Here is a 16,665-nt window from a genome sequence, read left to right on the forward strand (position 1 = left end):
GTACGGCGATTGAGGGCTTCCGGATCTCCGACTCTCTCATATCCCCAACAACTCAACCGGATTCCGCGACACCATCTTATGAATGTCCTCATCCGAATACCCCAACCCCATACAAATCTTGATCACGTTCCGAAACCCGACGACCGGATGATCGGCGCCTTGCTGACCGAGGTCCGAGGCGAGGATGGTTCGATCGACCGTGCCCGCCTTGATCAACTGATCCAGATCCTCGGGCGGAAACGGATCTCTTTTTCTTCTTGCGACCGGGATGAACATGCATAGCGAGTGCTCGATATAGGCGCCCATCGCGACAAACTGCCGGACATCCTCGAGCGTGGCATCGACGATGAAGCTCGGGTGGTTGACCAGCAGCCGCTTGACGCCGCGCTGCTTCGCCTCCTCGAACACCGGGAAGATCTCCGAGACATGACAGTGACCGCCGGCCAGGATGACGTCGTTTTGCGCAATCAGATCCAGAATCTCCTTGACCTCGTCCTTGACGTTGCCATTGGCGTCGAGCGGCGTGAGCTGATCGATCGGCAGCAGTTTCTTTTTGGTGTGCGGGAACCCGGCCTTGATGCCATAGCGGGACTCGCAATGGTTCTTCGAGGAGAAGGTCGGCAGCCAGACGAGCTTGGCACCCAGTGCGATGCCATGATCGACGGCGTGCTTGTTGAAGCCGCCGAGCGCATTGTTGAGCGGGACGCCGGAGAACATCGTGACCTTCAGATGTCCGTACGTCTGGTTGAGCATCTCGGTGACGGGCGTCGCCGAGTAGTAGTGATCCTTGATCAGCATGGCGCGAAAGCCTGCGGCGGCCGCTTCCTGCATGGCCTCGATGTGATTGATGTCACGGGCCATGACGGACGGGCCGGAATGACAATGCATGTCTACGGCGCCCACCAGCAGGCGCGAGATGCGCTCTTCGAGCGCGTCATCGGTGCTGTCGGATTTGAGGTTCGCGGCCATTGTTCCCCCTCGCATGCTGCTGCCGGTCGATTCTGGTCGACTCGCTCCTCACTGTCCAATAGCCGGCCCGATACAGGTCATAGCCAAAGGATGTGACTTCATGGATTTCGCACAGCTCAAACGTTTTATCGCCGTGGTCGAGGGGGGCAGCTTTGGCAAGGCGGCGGAGAGTCTTAGCCTGTCACAGCCTGGCTTGAGCAAGAGCATCCATCAGCTCGAGGCGTATTTCGGCGAGCCACTGCTCTATCGCGGTACCAAGGGCGTGACGACGACGGAGCTTGGCAAGGCCGTCTATCGTCGCGGCAAACGTGTACTCGCCGAATGGCGGCAGCTCGACAATGAGCGTGCTGCCATCTCTGGCGGCTTCACCGGTCATGTCACGGTAGGTGTCGCTCGTGGCACAGGATTTCTAGGCCGGGTGATTCCGGCGGCCAACGCAAAGTTGTCACAAAGCCGCTATTCGGTGCGGCTCAGCGTGGTGAGCGGCGTCGCTGAGGAACTGGTGCCCGCGCTACAACTGGGCGAGCTGGATTTCGCGATCGCGCCGCTCGATGCCATCGTGGGTAAGCCGGATCTCGTGGGCGAAACGTTGTTTCACGATCGTTGCGGGCTGTTTGTCGATGCCAACCATCCACTCGCAAGCGTTGGCGCGGTGAGTATCGAGCAGCTTACGAAGTATTGTTGGCTCTATTCCGCGGATGTTCTTTCTTACTATGACGCGCTGTGCGCGCTCGCGCACCGTCGCGGCGTGGAGCCGCGCGCGACGACCATCACCAGTAATTCGGTGATCTATCTAAACGCCGCCACCATCGGCAGCGAATTCATTGGCATTCTGTCGATGGACTCGGTGGAGGATCAGGTGATTGCCGGAAAGCTGCTGGAAGTGGTGTTGAAGCCGTCCCAGCGCGAGCAGGTGGCCACGGCGGCCGTCGAGCGGCCCATGGGGTTTTTGATGCGCGCTGACGCGCAGCTGTCGGAGCTCGCACGCGTGTTGCAGAAGGAGATTTACGCACTGTGTCCGACGCTTGGGTATCCGCTGCTGCCGAGGCGCAAAGCCTCTCGGCGAGCGAGACCCTGAGCTGTAGTCGCCGCGAGCTATGGTTGTTCTGAGCCGCAGTCCCTTTGAGCCACAATCGATTCAAGGCACACGGGTTCCGAGCCGCACGCGCTCCAAGCCACAGTTGCTCCGAGCCGTACGGCGATTGAGGGCTTCTTATCTCGTTCAAACGGAGTAACGGAGGCCCTCAATCGCCGTACGGCTCGGAAGGAGTGCAGTCAACAAATCGGCCGAGTGATAGCGCAAGGGACAACGCAAACGGCTAACTCGCAAGAGCAACGCAAACGGGCCGCTCAAAGTCATAACGACCCGCTATGACTCCTTGAGCAAGGGCTAATGGACGGCATGGGCGAGGGCCCTTGAGAATGTTTGTTGTCAAAGGCAACCACGTACGTGGACAGGAAGAAGGCGCTTGGCAACGAACTGGATCTTTCAAGGGCGGTGCTGGAAGTTTGGCGACAACATTCCTACCGATGCCCTGACGCCGACGGCCGTCATGTTCAAGTCGCCGAAAGAGATGGCGGCCTTCGTGCTCGAGACCTTGAATCCGGACTTTCCAAAACAGGTTCGGCCGGGCGACATCCTGGTGGCGGGTCGTAACTTCGGCTGCTCCTCAGGTCGAGCCCTCGCTACCAAGGCGCTCCAAGCGACCGGCATCGGCGCCGTCGTGGCAGAGCAATTCTCCCGCACGTTCTATCGCAATTGTCTGGAGATCGGCCTGCCGCTGCTCGAAGCAACGGGTGTGCACGCGCTGGTCAACGACGGCGATGAAGTACGCGTCGACATCAAGACCGCGACGCTCGAAAACCTTACCACCGGCAAGCGCCTGCAGGGCGCGCCACCGTCGCAGTTTCTGCTGGGGATGCTGCAAGCGGGCGGACTCATTCCGCTGTTGAAGTCCGGACGTTTTCCCGGCTCGGCGACACGGTGAACGGCCCATGTTGAAGTTGAATCCGACGCGCAAGCAAGAGTTTCTAGAACTGATGGCGCAGCGTGGCTGGGACATGCTGCTGTTCTACGGCGATACGTGGCGCAAGGACCATTTCCGCTGTCTCGTCAGCGTATGTTTCTCCGGCCCGCAAGCGGTCGCCTTGCTGACCAAAGAGGGTGAGGTGCGCGCTGTCGTGACGCATCCCTGGGACGTAGAGCCGGTGAGGGCGGGCACAGGGGGCTCGGTGACCTATGCCCCTCGACTCGTCGAGGGGCTGAAGCACCTGTTGCACGATGCCGGCACGGCGGTCGTCGCCATCAATGGCCTCGAACAAATGGAAGCGCGTTTCGCGCGTGCCGTGAAAGAAAGCTCGAGCGCGGCGCCGATATCGGCGACCGCGGCGGTCGAGGAGATCCGCCGGGTCAAAACTCAGGAAGAGATCGAGTGGATTCGCAAGGCCGCGCTGCTCGCCGATCGCGGTTACGAACATTTCGTGAGTGTGGCCCGCGCCGGCATGACGGAATATGAGCTGGTCGCGGAAGTGGAGGGCTACGTCAAGGCCCACGGCGCCGAGGACAACTTCATGCTGGTGGCCTCAGGCGGCACGGAAGTGACGGCGATGAAACCGCCCACCGCCCGCACGCTGCGCACCGGCGATTCGGTGATCACCGAGCTCACACCGCAGATCAACGGCTATTACGCGCAGATCTGTCGCACGCTCATCATCGGTCCGCCCTCAGCGAAACAATTGGAGTCTTACGCCATTTTCGCCGAGGCACAGCAAGCCGCGCAGGACCTGCTGCGTCCCGGAGTGGATATCTCCGATGTCGCCCGCGTGCAGAACGATGTCTTCCGAAAACATGGTTACGGTGAGTATACCGGTTCGAAGTACACGCGCGTGCGTGGCCACAACCTGGGGCTGTATCCCGATGAGTTGCCGCACGTGCTAGAGAGCACGCACTACACCTGCAAGAAGGACATGGTCATCATCTGTCACCCCAATACCTATCTGCCGCTGTCGGGCTACATGGTGTTCGGCGACACGTTGCTGGTGACCGAGACGGGGTGCGTGTCGCTCAGTCAGACCGAAAAGAGGCTGTTCCAGGCATGAAACGAGGACTCGTCAGTTGGGAAAAGAACGAGCTGCCCCCCGAAGAACTCGCGACTCGGCTGGCCTCCATTCGTGCGATCGCGCGCAAGAAACGCGTCGATGCTGTGGTGGTGTACTCGGACGTCTGGCGCTCGAACGACGCGCGCTACGTGTCGAACTACATGCCGTATTGGAATCGAGCCTTCGTGGTCGTGCCCCTCGAGGAGCCGCCCATCTTGTTGTGCGCGTTGTCGCCTCGGGTCTATCCGTGGATCAAGACGGTGACCGTGCACGAGACCATCATCGCAAGCCCGAGCCCGCCGGCTGCATTGTTCAAGCTGTGCGAAGAGCGCGGCTGGAAGCGGGTGGGCGTGTGCGATCTCGAAGGCTTGCCCACCGATCTGCATGCCGAGATGACTGCCGGCAGCGTCGATCTGCTCGATTTGCCTCGCAGTGACATCCACCCCGCGCCCACCGATGTCGAGGTGCGGATGCATGGGCGCGCGGCCTCGATGGCGCGCGAAGTGCTCGAGCAGGAGCTTGCGACGCTCAAAGAACAGAACGATCACGAGCTGACGGGGCGGCTCGAGCGCGTGTTACGTCGTGCCGGCGCGGAGGACGTCGTCATTCTGGTGTCCGATGGCCAGGGGCCGCCGATACCGGCGGAAGGACGCCCGGTCGGTCCGCACACTTCCGTGGTGGTCGCGATCGAATACAACGGGCACTGGGCGAAGGTGACGCGCAACGTTGCAGGCCGGACCGCGAATCTCACCTCGCCCGAGAGCGAGACACAGCTGCGCGAGATTCTGTCCGGGCCTTACTCATGGGAGAACGTCGAGGACACGGCTGCGACCGCCATCGTTTCTTTGCAACTGCAGATCCTCGCGGCCGATCGACAGCTCTACTACGGAGACACCTGTCTGCAGAGTCAGGAAGGACTGCGCGTACTATGAACATGGTGGAGAAAATCCTGGCCCGCAAGAGCGGCCAGAAGAGCGTCGCGCCCGGCGATGTCGTGCTCACCGACATCGACCTGATGTTGATGCACGATCTCAGCGCCAACTTCGTCATGAAGGTGTTCGAGAACGAGATGGAAGGCGCGAGCATCGCCGACGCCTCGAAGCTCGTCTTCGCCTTCGACCACAACTTCGCGCCGGCGACGCGCGAGGCCGCCGAAGCGCTCGCGGCCGTGCGTAGGTTCGCGGCAAAACACAACGTGAAGAATCTCTTCGATAGCGGTTGCGGCAGCATCCATCACGTCGTCATGGAGGCGGGGTTGGTCACGCCCGGCATGATCGTCATCGGCTGCGATTCGCACTCGCCCATTTACGGGGCGCTCGGCGCCTTCGGCACCGGGGTCGGCAACAACTCGATGGCCGCGCTCGGCTTCACGCAAAACAAGGGATGGTTCAAGGTTCCCGAGACCGTCAAGATTCATTTCCACGGCACACCGATGAAGGCGGTTCAGCCGCGGGACATCTCGCAGTTCCTGGTCGGCAAGCTCGGTGAGGACGGCGCCATCTACAAGGCGTTGGAATACGCAGGTCCTTACATCGAATCGCTCGACGTGAACGATCGGGCGCTGTTCCCCTTGCAGGCGATCGACGTGGGCGGCAAGTGTGGCTTCGTCAACCCGGATGAGAAGACGTTGCGTTACGTGCGTGAGTTGTTTGCAAACAAGCCCGGCGTTCCGCAGTTTGAGCTCTTTCAGAACGATGCCGATGGTCGTTACGCCGATATCATCGACATCGATGTCAGCCGGATCGAACCCCAGGTGGCGTGTCCGCCGACGGTCGGCAATGTGCATCCCATCGATGTCGCCGTGGGAACACCGATCAACGTCGCGGAGGCGGGGGGTAGCACGGGAGGAAGGTTGAGCGACATCCGCACGCTCGCGCGTTGCTTCGCCCATCGGCGTGTTCATCCGGGGGTGCGCCTGCAGGTCGTGCCGGCCTCGCGCGACATCTATCTCGCCGCGCTCAAGGAAGGGTTGTTCGAAACGCTGCATGTCGCGGGCGCGAATATCTTCCCGCCGAGCGCGGGCTCGAACCAGGCATTCAACATGGGCGCGCTGGCGGAAGATGAGGTGATGATCTCGACCCAGGCCCGTAACTTTCCCGGCCGTAACGGCCACCCCAAGGCCCGTCACTTCCTGGCTTCCGCGCTCACCGTGGCGGCCTCGGCGCTCACCGGCAAGATCACCGACCCGCGGACCCTGGAGGAACGATGAGTCAAACAATCGCGGAAAAGATTCTGGCGGCGAAGGCCGGCGTTGACCGCGTCACGCCCGGGCAAATCGTCGATGCCTATCCAGACCTCGTGATGAGCCACACGGCAACGTGGCGCTCCGTCAGTGTCATGAAGAAGATCGGCGCGAAGCGACTGTATGATCCCAACCGGCTCGCGATCGTGCTCGACCACATCTCGCCGGCAAAAACCGAGAAGTACGCCGCCGACCAGCAGACCTCGCGCAACTTCGCGCGCGAGTACGGCATCGAGAAGTTCTACGACGTCGATGCCGGGATCGCGCACCTGGTGCTGATGGAGCACGGACACGTCAAGCCTGGCGATCTGATCGTCGGCACCGACTCTCACTGCACGATCTACGGGGCGTTGGGCGCGCTGGGATCGGGGATCGGCTACACGGAAGTGGCGTCCGTGTGGGTGACCGGCAAATTGTGGATGAAGGTGCCGACCACGATCAAGCTGACGCTGAGTGGCCGTTTCGCCGGCGGCGTCAGCGCGAAAGATCTGATGTTGTATCTCATCGGCACCCTCGGCGCGGATGGGTGTGGATATAAGTCGGTGGAGTTTTATGGCAGCGCCTTGCCCCAGATGAGCATCTCCGAGCGGATGACGATGGCGAATCTCGCGATGGAGATGGGCTCGAAGTGCGTGTTCATTCCCCCCGATGAGAAAACCCGCGAATGGGTGTTGCCGCGTCTGAAGGACTCATCGAGCTACAAGCCGGTGCTTGCCGATCCAGACGCCGTTTATGAGCAGAGCATCGACATCGACCTTACGAAGCTCACGCCCATGATCGCCTGTCCCCATCAGGTGGAGAACACGAAGCCGGTGGATGAGGTGATGGGCACGCGCATCGATCAGGCGTTTCTCGGGTCCTGCGCCAATGGGAAGTACGAGGACCTGGTGGTCGCGGCCGACATTCTGGCGGGACGCAAGATCGATCCGCGCGTGCGATTGATCGTCACGCCCGGATCGAAGGAGATCATGCTGCAAGCGATGCGCACCGGCGTCCTTGCCACGCTGATTGAGAGTGGCGCCCTGGTCACGAATCCGGGGTGCGGGGCCTGTGCGGGCGATGGTGGCACCATGGCCGACGGCGAAGTCTCGCTTTCCACCGCGAACCGGAATTTCGTCGGTCGCATGGGAAGCAACAAGAGCAGCATCTATCTGTCGAGCCCGGCGACGCTTGCGGCCTCGGCGCTCAAGGGTGCGATCGCCGATCCGCGCGAGTTCTACCGATAAGTCTTTTCGGAGCGAGGGCGAGATGCAAGACAAGATTACCGGCCGCATTTATAAATTTGGCGACAACGTCAACTCGGACATCATCATCGCCGGCCGCTATTTGATTTACATCGATCCGGTGAAGCTCGCGGAGCATGCCTTCGAAATGCTCGGCGAGGGCTTCCCGGCGAAACTGCGCAGCTTCGACATTCTGGTGGCGGGTCGCAACTTTGGCTGTGGCAGCGCTCGCGAGCAGGCCTCGACCGCCATCCAGGGGCTCGGCATCAAAGCAGTCGTAGCGGCTTCGTTCGCTCGCACGTTCTATCGCAATGCCATCAACGACGGATTGCCGATCTTCGAATGCCCGGCGGTGTACGATGCGGTCGCGGAGGGCGATGAGCTATCCATCGACCTCGCCGCAGGCCTGATTTCACACTCAGGTCGCGATTATGAGTTTCCCCGAATCCCGGCGTCGGTGGCGAAGATTCTGCAGCTCGGGGGCCTGGCAAACTATCTGAAATCGACGCTCGAGGCAGAAGCCGCTTCCCGGTGACCGTATGTACGAAAAGTCAGATCCGCGCCCGGCGCTAACGGCGCCGAAAGGTAATACGCCCGCCGGCACGACGACGATGCCCGCGTCCTACGGTCGCTATTATCTCGACAGCGCAATCGATAACGATGCCAATGGCCGGGGTTGGTATACCCGCAGCCAGAACTTGATCGTTCACTGGATCGAAGCCAATCCGGGCGCGACCTTCTCGCGCTCCGCACAGGTGGATGAGTACATGATCGTCGTGCCTGACGATGACACGCCTTATGAGGCGAGCGCGGGCGGTGAGTCAGTGCGCGGTGACGGTCACCAGTTGCTCATCCTGCCGCCCGGAGATAGCTGGATCAGCTTGCCCAAAGGCGGGCGCATCGTTCGGCTGTTCTCGACGCAGTCCGCCGATTTGAGTGCCAAATGCGCGAATGCCGCGACCTACGCGCAGCCCGATCCATCGCATCCTCCCTTCCAACCCTGGCCGGCGCCGCCCGCGGGTTACAAGCTGCGCCAATATGAGTTGGCACGAGGGGAGAGAACGCCGGGACAAATGGGCCCGATGTGGCGCTGTACTACGATCATGGTGAGCTTTCCTCCGACCAGCCGCCGTGCGCGCGACGCGAGCAAGATGTCACCGCACAGCCATTACGACTTCGACCAATGTTCGCTGGTGTTCGCGGGCAATTACTTGCATCACCTGCGCTGGCCGTGGGGTCCCAACAAGAGCGACTGGCGCGAGGATGAGCATGCTCAGGTGGGAGCGCCCTCGGCAACCATGATCCCGGCTCGGGTCATCCATACCTCGGAAGCCCAGGCGCCGGGGCCGGAAGGCAATCGCATGGCCGATATCTTCGCGCCACCGCGGCTGGATTTCTCACTGCAGGAAGGCTGGGTGAAAAACGCCGACGAATACCCGATGCCTTAGCCGCGCCCGACGAACGGCATCTTCGTCGGCAATAGCGTCGTGAACAGCATGTTCGCTTCGATCGGCAGGTTCGCCATTTGCAGGACGGCCTGCGCCGCGAGCTGTGTGTCGAGCTTGGGGATCGAGCTCGGGTTGGCCGTTGCGCTCGAGGCGCCGGCGCCGATTTCGCTATCGATTCTGCCGACGTCGATCTGGCCGCAGGCGATGTCGAAGTCCCGACAGTCGAGCGCAATGGATTTCGTCAGCCCGGTCACCGCATGTTTGGTCGCCGTGTAGGCGATCGAGTTGCGACGGGGCACCTGCGCGGAGATCGAGCCGTTGTTGATGATCCGGCCGCCGCGGGGCGTCTGATGCTTCATGAGGCGCACCGCTTCCTGAATACAAAGAAACATGCCCGTGAGATTGGTGTCGATGACCGATCGCCACACCTCGATCGATAAGTCTTCGACGGGCACCTCCTGGCCACTGATGCCCGCATTGTTGAATAGCAGGTCCAGCCGTCCGAAGCTCGAGTGCGTGCGCGCAAACAGGTTGCGAACGGACTCTTCGGAGGTGACGTCCGTCTGCACGGCAAGGGCTCGGGGCAGGGGCGCGGTTTCACCCGCCTGGTCGAGATGTGCCTCGGTCGCGGCAACGATCGCCTGTTCCAGCCGCTCCAATCGTCGCCCGGCGAACACGACGTGCCAACCGTTTGCGAACAGCGCCACCGCGGTGGCCTTGCCGATGCCACTGCTGGCCCCGGTGACGATGGCGATCTTCTCTGCGCGGGTGTTCATTCGCGCATTGTACTTGAAGCTGTATCAGAGAAACGAATAGAGACAATCAGGATAGTCGTGTTGCCGGCTCACCGACAACGGCACCATTGTATTGCGCTGAAACGCGGTTCCATACATCGACGGGTCACTGAAACATGGCACAAGAATCCTTGGAGAGTCTTCTCGCGCGCACCGGCAATCCGGTGACACTGCTTCGTAACTCACAGATCGGCGCCTATGTGTATCCGGTCGTGCCGACAGAGTTCAGCAACTGGCGGACCGAGCAGCGCGCCTGGCGTGAGACAGCGGTGCTGTTCGATCAGTCCCATCACATGGCCGAGATCACCTTGAAGGGGCCCGACGCCTTGAAGCTCTGCTCGTACACCACGATCAACAGTTTCAAGAATTTCACGCCGGGCAAAGCCAAACAGATGGTGCCGCTCAGCTACGACGGCTATGTGATCGGCGATGGCATCCTGTTCTACGTCGATGAGCAGGAGTTGCTGTTCGTGGGCCGCGCGCCCACGGTGAACTGGCTGCAATTTCATGCGCAGACGGGCGGATTCGACGTCTCAGTGATCCGGGACGACCGCTCGCCGTCGCATCCCAATGGCAATGCGGTCACCCGACGCCACTACCGCTATCAAGTCCAAGGTCCCAAAGCGGCGCAGGTGCTCGAACGTTTGAATGGCGGCCCGTTGCCGGAGATCAAATTCTTCAACTTCGATGAGATCACGATCAAGGGCCGCAAGGTGCGCGCTCTACGCCACGGAATGGCGGGTGAGCCCGGCCTGGAGTTGTGGGGCCCCTACGAGCAGCGCGATGAGATTCGTGCCGCGATTCTCGAGGCGGGCAAGGAAGTGGGCATCGTCGCGGTCGGCTCGCGAACCTACGCGAGCAACACCCTCGAGTCCGGCTGGATTCCCTCGCCACTGCCCGCGGTTTATACGGGCGAGCAGATGAAGAAATATCGTGAGTGGCTGCCGGCCAACGGCTACGAAGGCACCGGCTCGATCGGCGGTAGCTTCGTCTCGAATCGCATCGAGGACTATTACCTCACGCCCCATGAGCTGGGCTATGGCCCTTTTGTGAAATTCGATCACGACTTCGTGGGACGCGAGGCGCTCGAGCGTCGAGCCCAGGAGAACGGGCCCCGGCGCAAGAAAGTGACGTTCGAATGGAACGGCGCGGATCTCGCACAGGTGCTCGGCTCGCTCGCGCAGCCGGAGCAGAAACCTTATAAGTTTTTCGATCTACCGATCGCGAACTATGCCTCCTCGTCCTATGACGCGGTGATGATGGGCGACAAGCTCGTGGGGCTCTCCATGTTTACCGGCTACAGTCACAACGAGCGCTGTGGCCTGTCCTTGGGCGTGGTCGATGAGCACATCAATGTCGGCGACGTGTTGACGCTGATTTGGGGCGAGGAGAATGGCGGTACCGCCAAGCCCACCGTCGAGCGACATCGTCAATGCGAGGTCCGCGTCAAAGTGGCCGCAGTCCCATACTCGCGCGATGCCCGCGAGACCTATCACAGCGGCTGGCGGACTCGACAGAGCTGACGGGACGGGTAGGGAACGCCGCTGTCATCCAAGCTGCACAACACTGATCACCATGCGCGTATAGCTGTTTCCTCGCGGCCCGTAGAAAGTCTCTGATCCACACTAGAGGGATTCCCATGAACCTCGGATTCGAGACCTGCGGCAACGCAACGCTGATCGTCTATGACGGCGGCGTTCCCGTGCTCGTCACCGACCCTTGGATTCAGGGGGCGCAATACTTTGGATCCTGGATTCTGCCGTATCGTTTTACCGCGCAGCAGTCAGAAGCCTTCGCGGCAGCTCGACATGTCTGGCTGTCCCACGGCCATCCCGATCATTTGAATCTCGACTCGCTTGCGCTCTTTCGCGATAAGACGCTGCTCGTGCCCCATCACCACGGCGGGCGCATCCTTCGCGATCTGAAGGCGGCGGACTATCACGTGCACGAGATCGCAGACGATGACTGGGTGCAACTCTCACCGAACGTCAGAGTGCTGTGCTGTGCGGATTGGAATCAGGATGCGGCGTTACTCATTGCCTTGGGAGAGGAGTGCGCGGTCCTGAATCTCAACGACGGTTCGGCGCTGGGGACTCGAGCAACGCTCGAAGCCCGGCTCAAACCCTTCAAACGTCGGTTCGTGCTCCGGCTCTTCAGCAATGGCACGGCCGATATGATGAATTTCTTTACCGAGGACGGCAGGCGGATCGAGCCGATGCCGGCCGACTCGAAGCGACTGGGCTATTACTACAGCGCATTGCTCAAGAAATGGGAGGGCACGCACACCGCCCCGTTTTCCTGTCATCACGTGTTTGCGAGGACCGATTCGCGTTGGGCCGCCGCCTACGAACTCCCCGTCGAGGCTCACCAGGTGGGCTTCAATCACGAGCGGGGGGAGTTCATTCCGGGTTACTTCTCATACGACGTGACGGGGGATCGCATCACCGAGACGGCGATGGAGCCTGTGCCCCGAGAGTTCCGCGAACCGCACGAGTTCGGCGATGACTGGTCGCAGCCGCTCGAGAGTGAGGAGATACAAACAGCGCGGGCGTACTTTGAAAAGTTCGATCACCTGCGCCAGCACTTCCAATTCATCGCCTTGCGGGTCGGCGGCAAGGAGCATGTGGTGGACCTCGGTGGTCCTAAGGGCCGCGGTATCACCTTCGAGGCGCCACGCCACTCGCTGATGACGGCGATCAATTACGAGATCTTCGACGACTTGCTGATCGCAAACTTCACCAAGACGGTGCTGCATGGGGGCGTGAAATCGCTCTATCCGGACTTCACGCCGTACGTGGCGAAATACGGCGACAACGGCCGCGCTTTCAGCACCAGCGAGCTGCAGGACTATTTTCGCGCGTACCGCGAAGACACGGGCTTTCACGGATGGCTCGACCAGGTTCGCGTGAACTCCTCGCGCAAGTTGCGCCGAAGAATGATCGCGACGTTCCAGTCGGCAGCGCCTGCTTTATATCAACTCGCTCGACGCAGCTATCGGCGCTTCACGGCGTGATGAGCTGCCTCACTCATTCGCGAACTCGACCGCCCAGCCGCCTTCCTTCTGATCCAGGATGGTGCCGCCGGTGGTGAGACAAAACCGCTGGCGGTAACTCGCATCGCGGAGCATGACGTGACAGCCGGCCGGGGTTTCGCCCGTCTTGCGCCAGTCGCCGATCTTTGGATCGTAAGCGTAGATTTCGAGCGCGTTGGCGAAGGCGCCCAGGTTGATTCGCATGGCTTCGCCGCTCTCGGGCGTTTCGAACACCGCATCGGAGATGACGTAGGGCGGACGGGAGGTCTGTTTCCACGTCGCACCGCCATCGCTCGATAAGCTCATTTTCGAGAACGCGCCCTGGATCTTGTTGATGGTGAGGAGCGTGCCGTCGCGAGAGATCTGGAACGAGTTGATCGTATGCGGGGCGCTCAGCGTGCGCCAGGTCATGGAGGTCGTGTCGAGGGCCTGCAGCTCTTTCATCGTGTTGATGAGATACGTGGTGCCCTGGGCCTGCCCGACGATGGGCTGCGCGACGCCGACCAGGCGCCCGAAGGTGTTCTTCGGAATGGACAGCTCTTTCAACAGCGCAAGATCCGACAGATCGTCCGCGACGCCGCTGTACACCCGCACCCGGCCCGCGAGCGTCCAGGGATCGGCGAGCCCGGCGGATTGGGGCGCAATCACGAACCAGCGCGGGCCGACGCGATCGATGTCGGCGACGATTTCATCGCGATCCAGGTGCTTCACCAGCGTCCAAGTCGCGCCGAGATCGGGGCTCGTCAGAATCTGACCGCGCCTCGTGCCCGCAACCAAGCGAGAGTCGCTGCCTTCCACCGACGCAATTTCATCGAGCGTGCCCGAGTCGACGACGCCCCACGTGCCATCGGCATGGCGCACGCGGATCTGTCCGAAGTCCGCGCCATAGTAGAGATTGGATTGGCCATCGACGCCCGGTTCTTCAACCATCGGTGCCACCGCTTGTCTCGCAAGTGGGATGAGCGTCTCGAACGTTCGCGCTTCGCGCAGTTGCTTTGCCATCGGCGGCTTGTTCACTTTGCGCCCGTAGGACTCGAGCAGCTCGATGACCAGGCCCTGGTTTGAAGCGGGGACGGGCGACTTGATGGGCATCGAGGGTGCCGGCGCCTGCCAAGCGGTGACATTGCCGATGAGGGCGCCCAAGCGGGTCTTCGCAGCCTCAGCCTCCGCGGCCGCTTCCTTGTGTTGCAGGGGAAGCCATACATATTCATAGCCGCCCAGCTGGATCTTCAGCACGGCGCCAAGCTCCGTCATCTCGCCTTTTTTCACGACGAACTGCCCGGGCGTGTCTGCAATCTCGTAGTCGCCCTCCGGCACCCAGGCGCCAAAGGAATAGGGGCCGTCCTCCGGCTGGTGTTTGAAGCCGGTGTTTTTGTTCGTTTTCAGGTTGTGCAGCTTGAACGTCGCGGGCGACTGCAACTGCGGCAGGCTCACCCGCACATACCCGTGCGTCTGGGCGAGCTTGGCGGGGTCGGTTTCTTTGGCGGCGAAAGCGGTGGAGGCGAGGAACAACAGGATTGCGGTGGCCCAGCTTCTCACGATCATGTAAACGTCCGTGCGTATTAGTTATGTGAAGTGTTGCAACACCTCCCAGGCGGCGTGCAATGGCGCGGAGTTTATATCGAACGAAGCGCCATCGCCGATTTATCGGCGATATCAGGACCGCCGAGCTTACCTTGAGTAACGCCGCAAAAGCGGCGAAAGATGGATGTCGAGGGTTTCGCGATGCAGGTCCGAGCAGAAGCGAGGAGCCCAGATTCTGCTCAATTGGAAGTACTGTCAGTCGGTTTGACCGATGTAACCCAATGGGTTATAGTATGATGGTGCAAACGGTCGTTGAAACACCGGTGTTCCTGCGTCACGCCGCGAAGCTGCTGGGTCAGCAGGAGCACGACGAGTTAATCACTTATTTGGCCACGCATCCATTGGCCGGTGATGAAATTGTGGGTACCGGAGGCGTCCGGAAAATCAGATTCGCAGCAAAGGGGAAAGGTAAATCCGGCGGTGTTCGCGTGATTTACTATTTCTATGATCGGGAGATACCGATCTATGCGTTGCTGATTTATGGAAAGAATGAGCGCGCTGATCTGACGCCTGATCAGCGAAAGTCGGTGGCGTCATTCGCCGCTGCCATCAAGAGTACGAGGAAGCGTAAATGAGCAAGCTAGGTGATGAATTGGTTCAGTCCATGGCGCAGGCGCTGGCACATGCTCAGGGCAAGCGCACTCGTAGCCGAGTGCGTAAGGTCGAGATTCGCCCCGACGAGATTCAGAACGCTCGCAAGGTGCTGGGGCTTTCGCAAGATCAGTTTGCGGATGCCTTCGGCGTTAGCGCCTCGACGCTGCGCAAGTGGGAGCAAGGGCAGCGTGTCCCAACCGGCGCGGCGAAAACGCTCCTCAAAATCATCGAGCGCGAGCCTAAAGCAGTGGTCAGAGCCTTGAGAGTAGCGTGAGCGCCACACGCACACGTTCCCGCGACCGGAAGCGGCGCGGGTGATCGAGTTTTAGAGGCACATCTGGTGCCGTGACCGAGCGTGGGCGTCCATGCCATTACCATAGGATGAGTTCGCGCGCCGTTCGCTTACCGCACCGGTGCATAGCCCATGTCCATCGCCGCGCGCGATCATGGCGGGGCGCCTTGCTAATACCAAGCCGTCGACGCCTAGCGCGGCGGCCGCACCGATCTTGCAGCCCATGCTGAATATCGCGATCGCCGTCGCCACCCGTTTTGGCGGCGCTTCTGATCAAGAGCAAACGAGCAGGGGATCGCGAAGTCGGCCGCTGCTATCGATGCCGCTGTGCCAGCCACTTTGCCAGCGCGGGTGCGCCCCCGATGACGATCAGCAGGCGGACGAATTGTGATGCCAGGATCACAGGTAGCGATACATTTGCGTGGGCCGCGATGATCACTGCGGCGTCGATGCCGCCGGGGCTCAAGGCAAGATAGGCAGTCAACGGATCCGTTCCTGGCAACAGTTTGCAGAACGCGACCGACAGCAGTGCGCACACCAGGATCATCGCGACGACGGCCAGCAACATTTTCGGTAGCGCCGATAACGAGTGAATCAGCGTCGCGCGATCAAAGCTCAATCCGACGTAGAGGCCCACGGTGCCGAATGCCAATGCCGCAAGCCAGGGTGGGGCGCTGATACTAACGATCCCAGCCGCCTGCAGGGCGGCGCCAGCGAAGGCGGGAATGAACAGCGCCAGGGCGGCTTTGCGAAAATACAGTGAGATCGCCACCGCTGCTGCGGCCAATGCAAGCGTCTCGATCAGCGACAGCGTGGGAGGAAGCGTCAGCCACTCTGAGGCCATGCTGCCCGATGCATCGTGCACCGGATGCGGACTGGCATCCCCGATAAACGCTGCCACGAGGATGGCGGCGAGGGCGACCAGGGCGATGCGGGAATATTGCATCAATGCGACGAGGCGTCGATCCGCGCCAAAATCATCGGCCAGGAGCACCATCGCCGAAGCTGCACCGGGAGACAGGCCCCAGATCGCCGCGGTTCCCGGCAGCCAGCCGGCGCGAGCGATCGACCAGCCCAAGCCCGCGGTGATGAGCATGCTTGCGAGGCTAAATGCCAGGAACAATCCCCAGTGGGTGCCAATCATCGCGATGAGCTCGGCGTCGATGGCCTGCGCGATGAGACAACCCAGAATGGCCTGCGCACCGATCGTTAAACCCCGCGGCAGACGGATGCTCGATCCGCTCACCGCGAAGATGATGGCGGCAAGCATCGGTCCGAGCAAAAGCGCCGCCGGAACACGAGCCGCACGCAGCCCAATCACGAGCGCCGTAGCCATTAGGAGCAGCGACAGCCATTGGGTTGCCGAACGTAGATGACCTCTCATTCAGA

16 protein-coding genes are annotated in these 16,665 nt (G+C 61.2%); 12 read left to right on the top strand and 4 right to left on the bottom strand.

Annotated elements, in window-relative coordinates:
- Positions 1-36: 36 nt before the first annotated feature.
- Positions 37-969, bottom strand: coding sequence for a DUF6282 family protein (locus tag ACFPN2_RS22030; RefSeq protein WP_380600620.1), 933 nt, complete (start codon positions 967-969; stop codon positions 37-39).
- A gap of 100 nt (positions 970-1,069) precedes the next feature.
- Between ACFPN2_RS22030 and ACFPN2_RS22035 the strand changes: the two genes are divergently transcribed.
- The 8 genes from ACFPN2_RS22035 to ACFPN2_RS22070 all read left to right on the top strand — a co-directional run bounded on the left by ACFPN2_RS22035 (position 1,070) and on the right by ACFPN2_RS22070 (position 8,981).
- The gene (locus ACFPN2_RS22035) at positions 1,070-2,047 is read left to right on the top strand and encodes a LysR family transcriptional regulator (RefSeq protein ID WP_380600622.1); all 978 of its coding nucleotides are present in this window, start codon (positions 1,070-1,072) and stop codon (positions 2,045-2,047) included.
- Between the two features lie 391 nt (positions 2,048-2,438).
- Positions 2,439-2,957 (top strand): LeuD/DmdB family oxidoreductase small subunit, encoded by a 519-nt coding sequence (locus tag ACFPN2_RS22040; protein WP_380600624.1) that lies wholly within the window; start codon positions 2,439-2,441, stop codon positions 2,955-2,957.
- Positions 2,958-2,964: 7 nt separating this feature from the next.
- Positions 2,965-4,068 carry a M24 family metallopeptidase gene (locus tag ACFPN2_RS22045; RefSeq protein ID WP_380600626.1) on the top strand — a complete coding sequence of 368 codons (1,104 nt, stop codon included), beginning with the start codon at positions 2,965-2,967 and terminating at the stop codon, positions 4,066-4,068.
- The gene (locus ACFPN2_RS22050; RefSeq protein WP_380600628.1) at positions 4,065-5,000 is read left to right on the top strand and encodes a hypothetical protein; all 936 of its coding nucleotides are present in this window, start codon (positions 4,065-4,067) and stop codon (positions 4,998-5,000) included. Before ACFPN2_RS22045 ends, ACFPN2_RS22050 begins: the two co-directional genes overlap by 4 nt.
- On the top strand, positions 4,997-6,277 hold the full coding sequence (locus ACFPN2_RS22055) for an aconitase/3-isopropylmalate dehydratase large subunit family protein (RefSeq protein ID WP_380600629.1): 1,281 nt from the start codon (positions 4,997-4,999) through the stop codon (positions 6,275-6,277). The genes ACFPN2_RS22050 and ACFPN2_RS22055 overlap by 4 nt, the downstream gene beginning before the upstream one ends.
- Positions 6,274-7,536 carry a 3-isopropylmalate dehydratase large subunit gene (locus ACFPN2_RS22060; protein ID WP_380600630.1) on the top strand — a complete coding sequence of 421 codons (1,263 nt, stop codon included), beginning with the start codon at positions 6,274-6,276 and terminating at the stop codon, positions 7,534-7,536. The genes ACFPN2_RS22055 and ACFPN2_RS22060 overlap by 4 nt, the downstream gene beginning before the upstream one ends.
- 22 nt (positions 7,537-7,558) lie before the next feature.
- Positions 7,559-8,068, top strand: coding sequence for a LeuD/DmdB family oxidoreductase small subunit (locus ACFPN2_RS22065; RefSeq protein WP_380600631.1), 510 nt, complete (start codon positions 7,559-7,561; stop codon positions 8,066-8,068).
- 4 nt (positions 8,069-8,072) lie between these two features.
- Positions 8,073-8,981, top strand: coding sequence for a hypothetical protein (locus tag ACFPN2_RS22070; protein ID WP_380600632.1), 909 nt, complete (start codon positions 8,073-8,075; stop codon positions 8,979-8,981).
- On the opposite strand, the gene ACFPN2_RS22075 is transcribed toward ACFPN2_RS22070, so the two are convergent.
- Positions 8,978-9,757, bottom strand: coding sequence for an SDR family oxidoreductase (locus ACFPN2_RS22075; protein ID WP_380600633.1), 780 nt, complete (start codon positions 9,755-9,757; stop codon positions 8,978-8,980). The two genes, ACFPN2_RS22070 and ACFPN2_RS22075, sit on opposite strands and share 4 nt — an antisense overlap.
- 134 nt (positions 9,758-9,891) lie before the next feature.
- Between ACFPN2_RS22075 and ligM the strand changes: the two genes are divergently transcribed.
- Positions 9,892-11,298 carry a vanillate/3-O-methylgallate O-demethylase gene (gene ligM, locus ACFPN2_RS22080; RefSeq protein ID WP_380600634.1) on the top strand — a complete coding sequence of 469 codons (1,407 nt, stop codon included), beginning with the start codon at positions 9,892-9,894 and terminating at the stop codon, positions 11,296-11,298.
- A 116-nt stretch (positions 11,299-11,414) separates the two neighbouring features.
- Positions 11,415-12,788, top strand: coding sequence for an MBL fold metallo-hydrolase (locus ACFPN2_RS22085; protein WP_380600636.1), 1,374 nt, complete (start codon positions 11,415-11,417; stop codon positions 12,786-12,788).
- A gap of 9 nt (positions 12,789-12,797) precedes the next feature.
- Here the strand turns inward: ACFPN2_RS22085 and ACFPN2_RS22090 are convergent, their stop codons facing one another.
- Complete coding sequence (locus ACFPN2_RS22090; RefSeq protein ID WP_380600637.1) at positions 12,798-14,351, bottom strand: hypothetical protein; 1,554 nt, start codon at positions 14,349-14,351, stop codon at positions 12,798-12,800.
- A 272-nt stretch (positions 14,352-14,623) separates the two neighbouring features.
- Between ACFPN2_RS22090 and ACFPN2_RS22095 the strand changes: the two genes are divergently transcribed.
- Positions 14,624-14,965 carry a type II toxin-antitoxin system RelE/ParE family toxin gene (locus tag ACFPN2_RS22095; protein ID WP_380600639.1) on the top strand — a complete coding sequence of 114 codons (342 nt, stop codon included), beginning with the start codon at positions 14,624-14,626 and terminating at the stop codon, positions 14,963-14,965.
- On the top strand, positions 14,962-15,258 hold the full coding sequence (locus ACFPN2_RS22100; RefSeq protein WP_380600641.1) for a helix-turn-helix domain-containing protein: 297 nt from the start codon (positions 14,962-14,964) through the stop codon (positions 15,256-15,258). The genes ACFPN2_RS22095 and ACFPN2_RS22100 overlap by 4 nt, the downstream gene beginning before the upstream one ends.
- Positions 15,259-15,589: 331 nt before the next feature.
- Here the strand turns inward: ACFPN2_RS22100 and ACFPN2_RS22105 are convergent, their stop codons facing one another.
- On the bottom strand, positions 15,590-16,660 hold the full coding sequence (locus ACFPN2_RS22105) for an AbrB family transcriptional regulator (RefSeq protein WP_380600642.1): 1,071 nt from the start codon (positions 16,658-16,660) through the stop codon (positions 15,590-15,592).
- Positions 16,661-16,665: the final 5 nt, after the last annotated feature.

This window comes from Steroidobacter flavus (genome assembly GCF_042651805.1).
GTDB classification, from domain to species: Bacteria; Pseudomonadota; Gammaproteobacteria; order Steroidobacterales; family Steroidobacteraceae; genus Steroidobacter; species Steroidobacter flavus.

Coding starts and splice junctions, on each gene's coding strand:
- ACFPN2_RS22105 (WP_380600642.1), bottom strand. CDS start 16,660: ATGAGAGGTCATCTACGTTCGGCAACCCAATGGCTGTCGCTGCTCCTA.
- ACFPN2_RS22100 (WP_380600641.1), top strand. CDS start 14,962: ATGAGCAAGCTAGGTGATGAATTGGTTCAGTCCATGGCGCAGGCGCTG.
- ACFPN2_RS22085 (WP_380600636.1), top strand. CDS start 11,415: ATGAACCTCGGATTCGAGACCTGCGGCAACGCAACGCTGATCGTCTAT.
- ACFPN2_RS22075 (WP_380600633.1), bottom strand. CDS start 9,757: ATGAACACCCGCGCAGAGAAGATCGCCATCGTCACCGGGGCCAGCAGT.
- ACFPN2_RS22095 (WP_380600639.1), top strand. CDS start 14,624: ATGATGGTGCAAACGGTCGTTGAAACACCGGTGTTCCTGCGTCACGCC.
- ligM (WP_380600634.1), top strand. CDS start 9,892: ATGGCACAAGAATCCTTGGAGAGTCTTCTCGCGCGCACCGGCAATCCG.
- ACFPN2_RS22050 (WP_380600628.1), top strand. CDS start 4,065: ATGAAACGAGGACTCGTCAGTTGGGAAAAGAACGAGCTGCCCCCCGAA.
- ACFPN2_RS22090 (WP_380600637.1), bottom strand. CDS start 14,351: ATGATCGTGAGAAGCTGGGCCACCGCAATCCTGTTGTTCCTCGCCTCC.
- ACFPN2_RS22035 (WP_380600622.1), top strand. CDS start 1,070: ATGGATTTCGCACAGCTCAAACGTTTTATCGCCGTGGTCGAGGGGGGC.
- ACFPN2_RS22065 (WP_380600631.1), top strand. CDS start 7,559: ATGCAAGACAAGATTACCGGCCGCATTTATAAATTTGGCGACAACGTC.
- ACFPN2_RS22060 (WP_380600630.1), top strand. CDS start 6,274: ATGAGTCAAACAATCGCGGAAAAGATTCTGGCGGCGAAGGCCGGCGTT.
- ACFPN2_RS22070 (WP_380600632.1), top strand. CDS start 8,073: ATGTACGAAAAGTCAGATCCGCGCCCGGCGCTAACGGCGCCGAAAGGT.
- ACFPN2_RS22030 (WP_380600620.1), bottom strand. CDS start 969: ATGGCCGCGAACCTCAAATCCGACAGCACCGATGACGCGCTCGAAGAG.
- ACFPN2_RS22045 (WP_380600626.1), top strand. CDS start 2,965: ATGTTGAAGTTGAATCCGACGCGCAAGCAAGAGTTTCTAGAACTGATG.
- ACFPN2_RS22055 (WP_380600629.1), top strand. CDS start 4,997: ATGAACATGGTGGAGAAAATCCTGGCCCGCAAGAGCGGCCAGAAGAGC.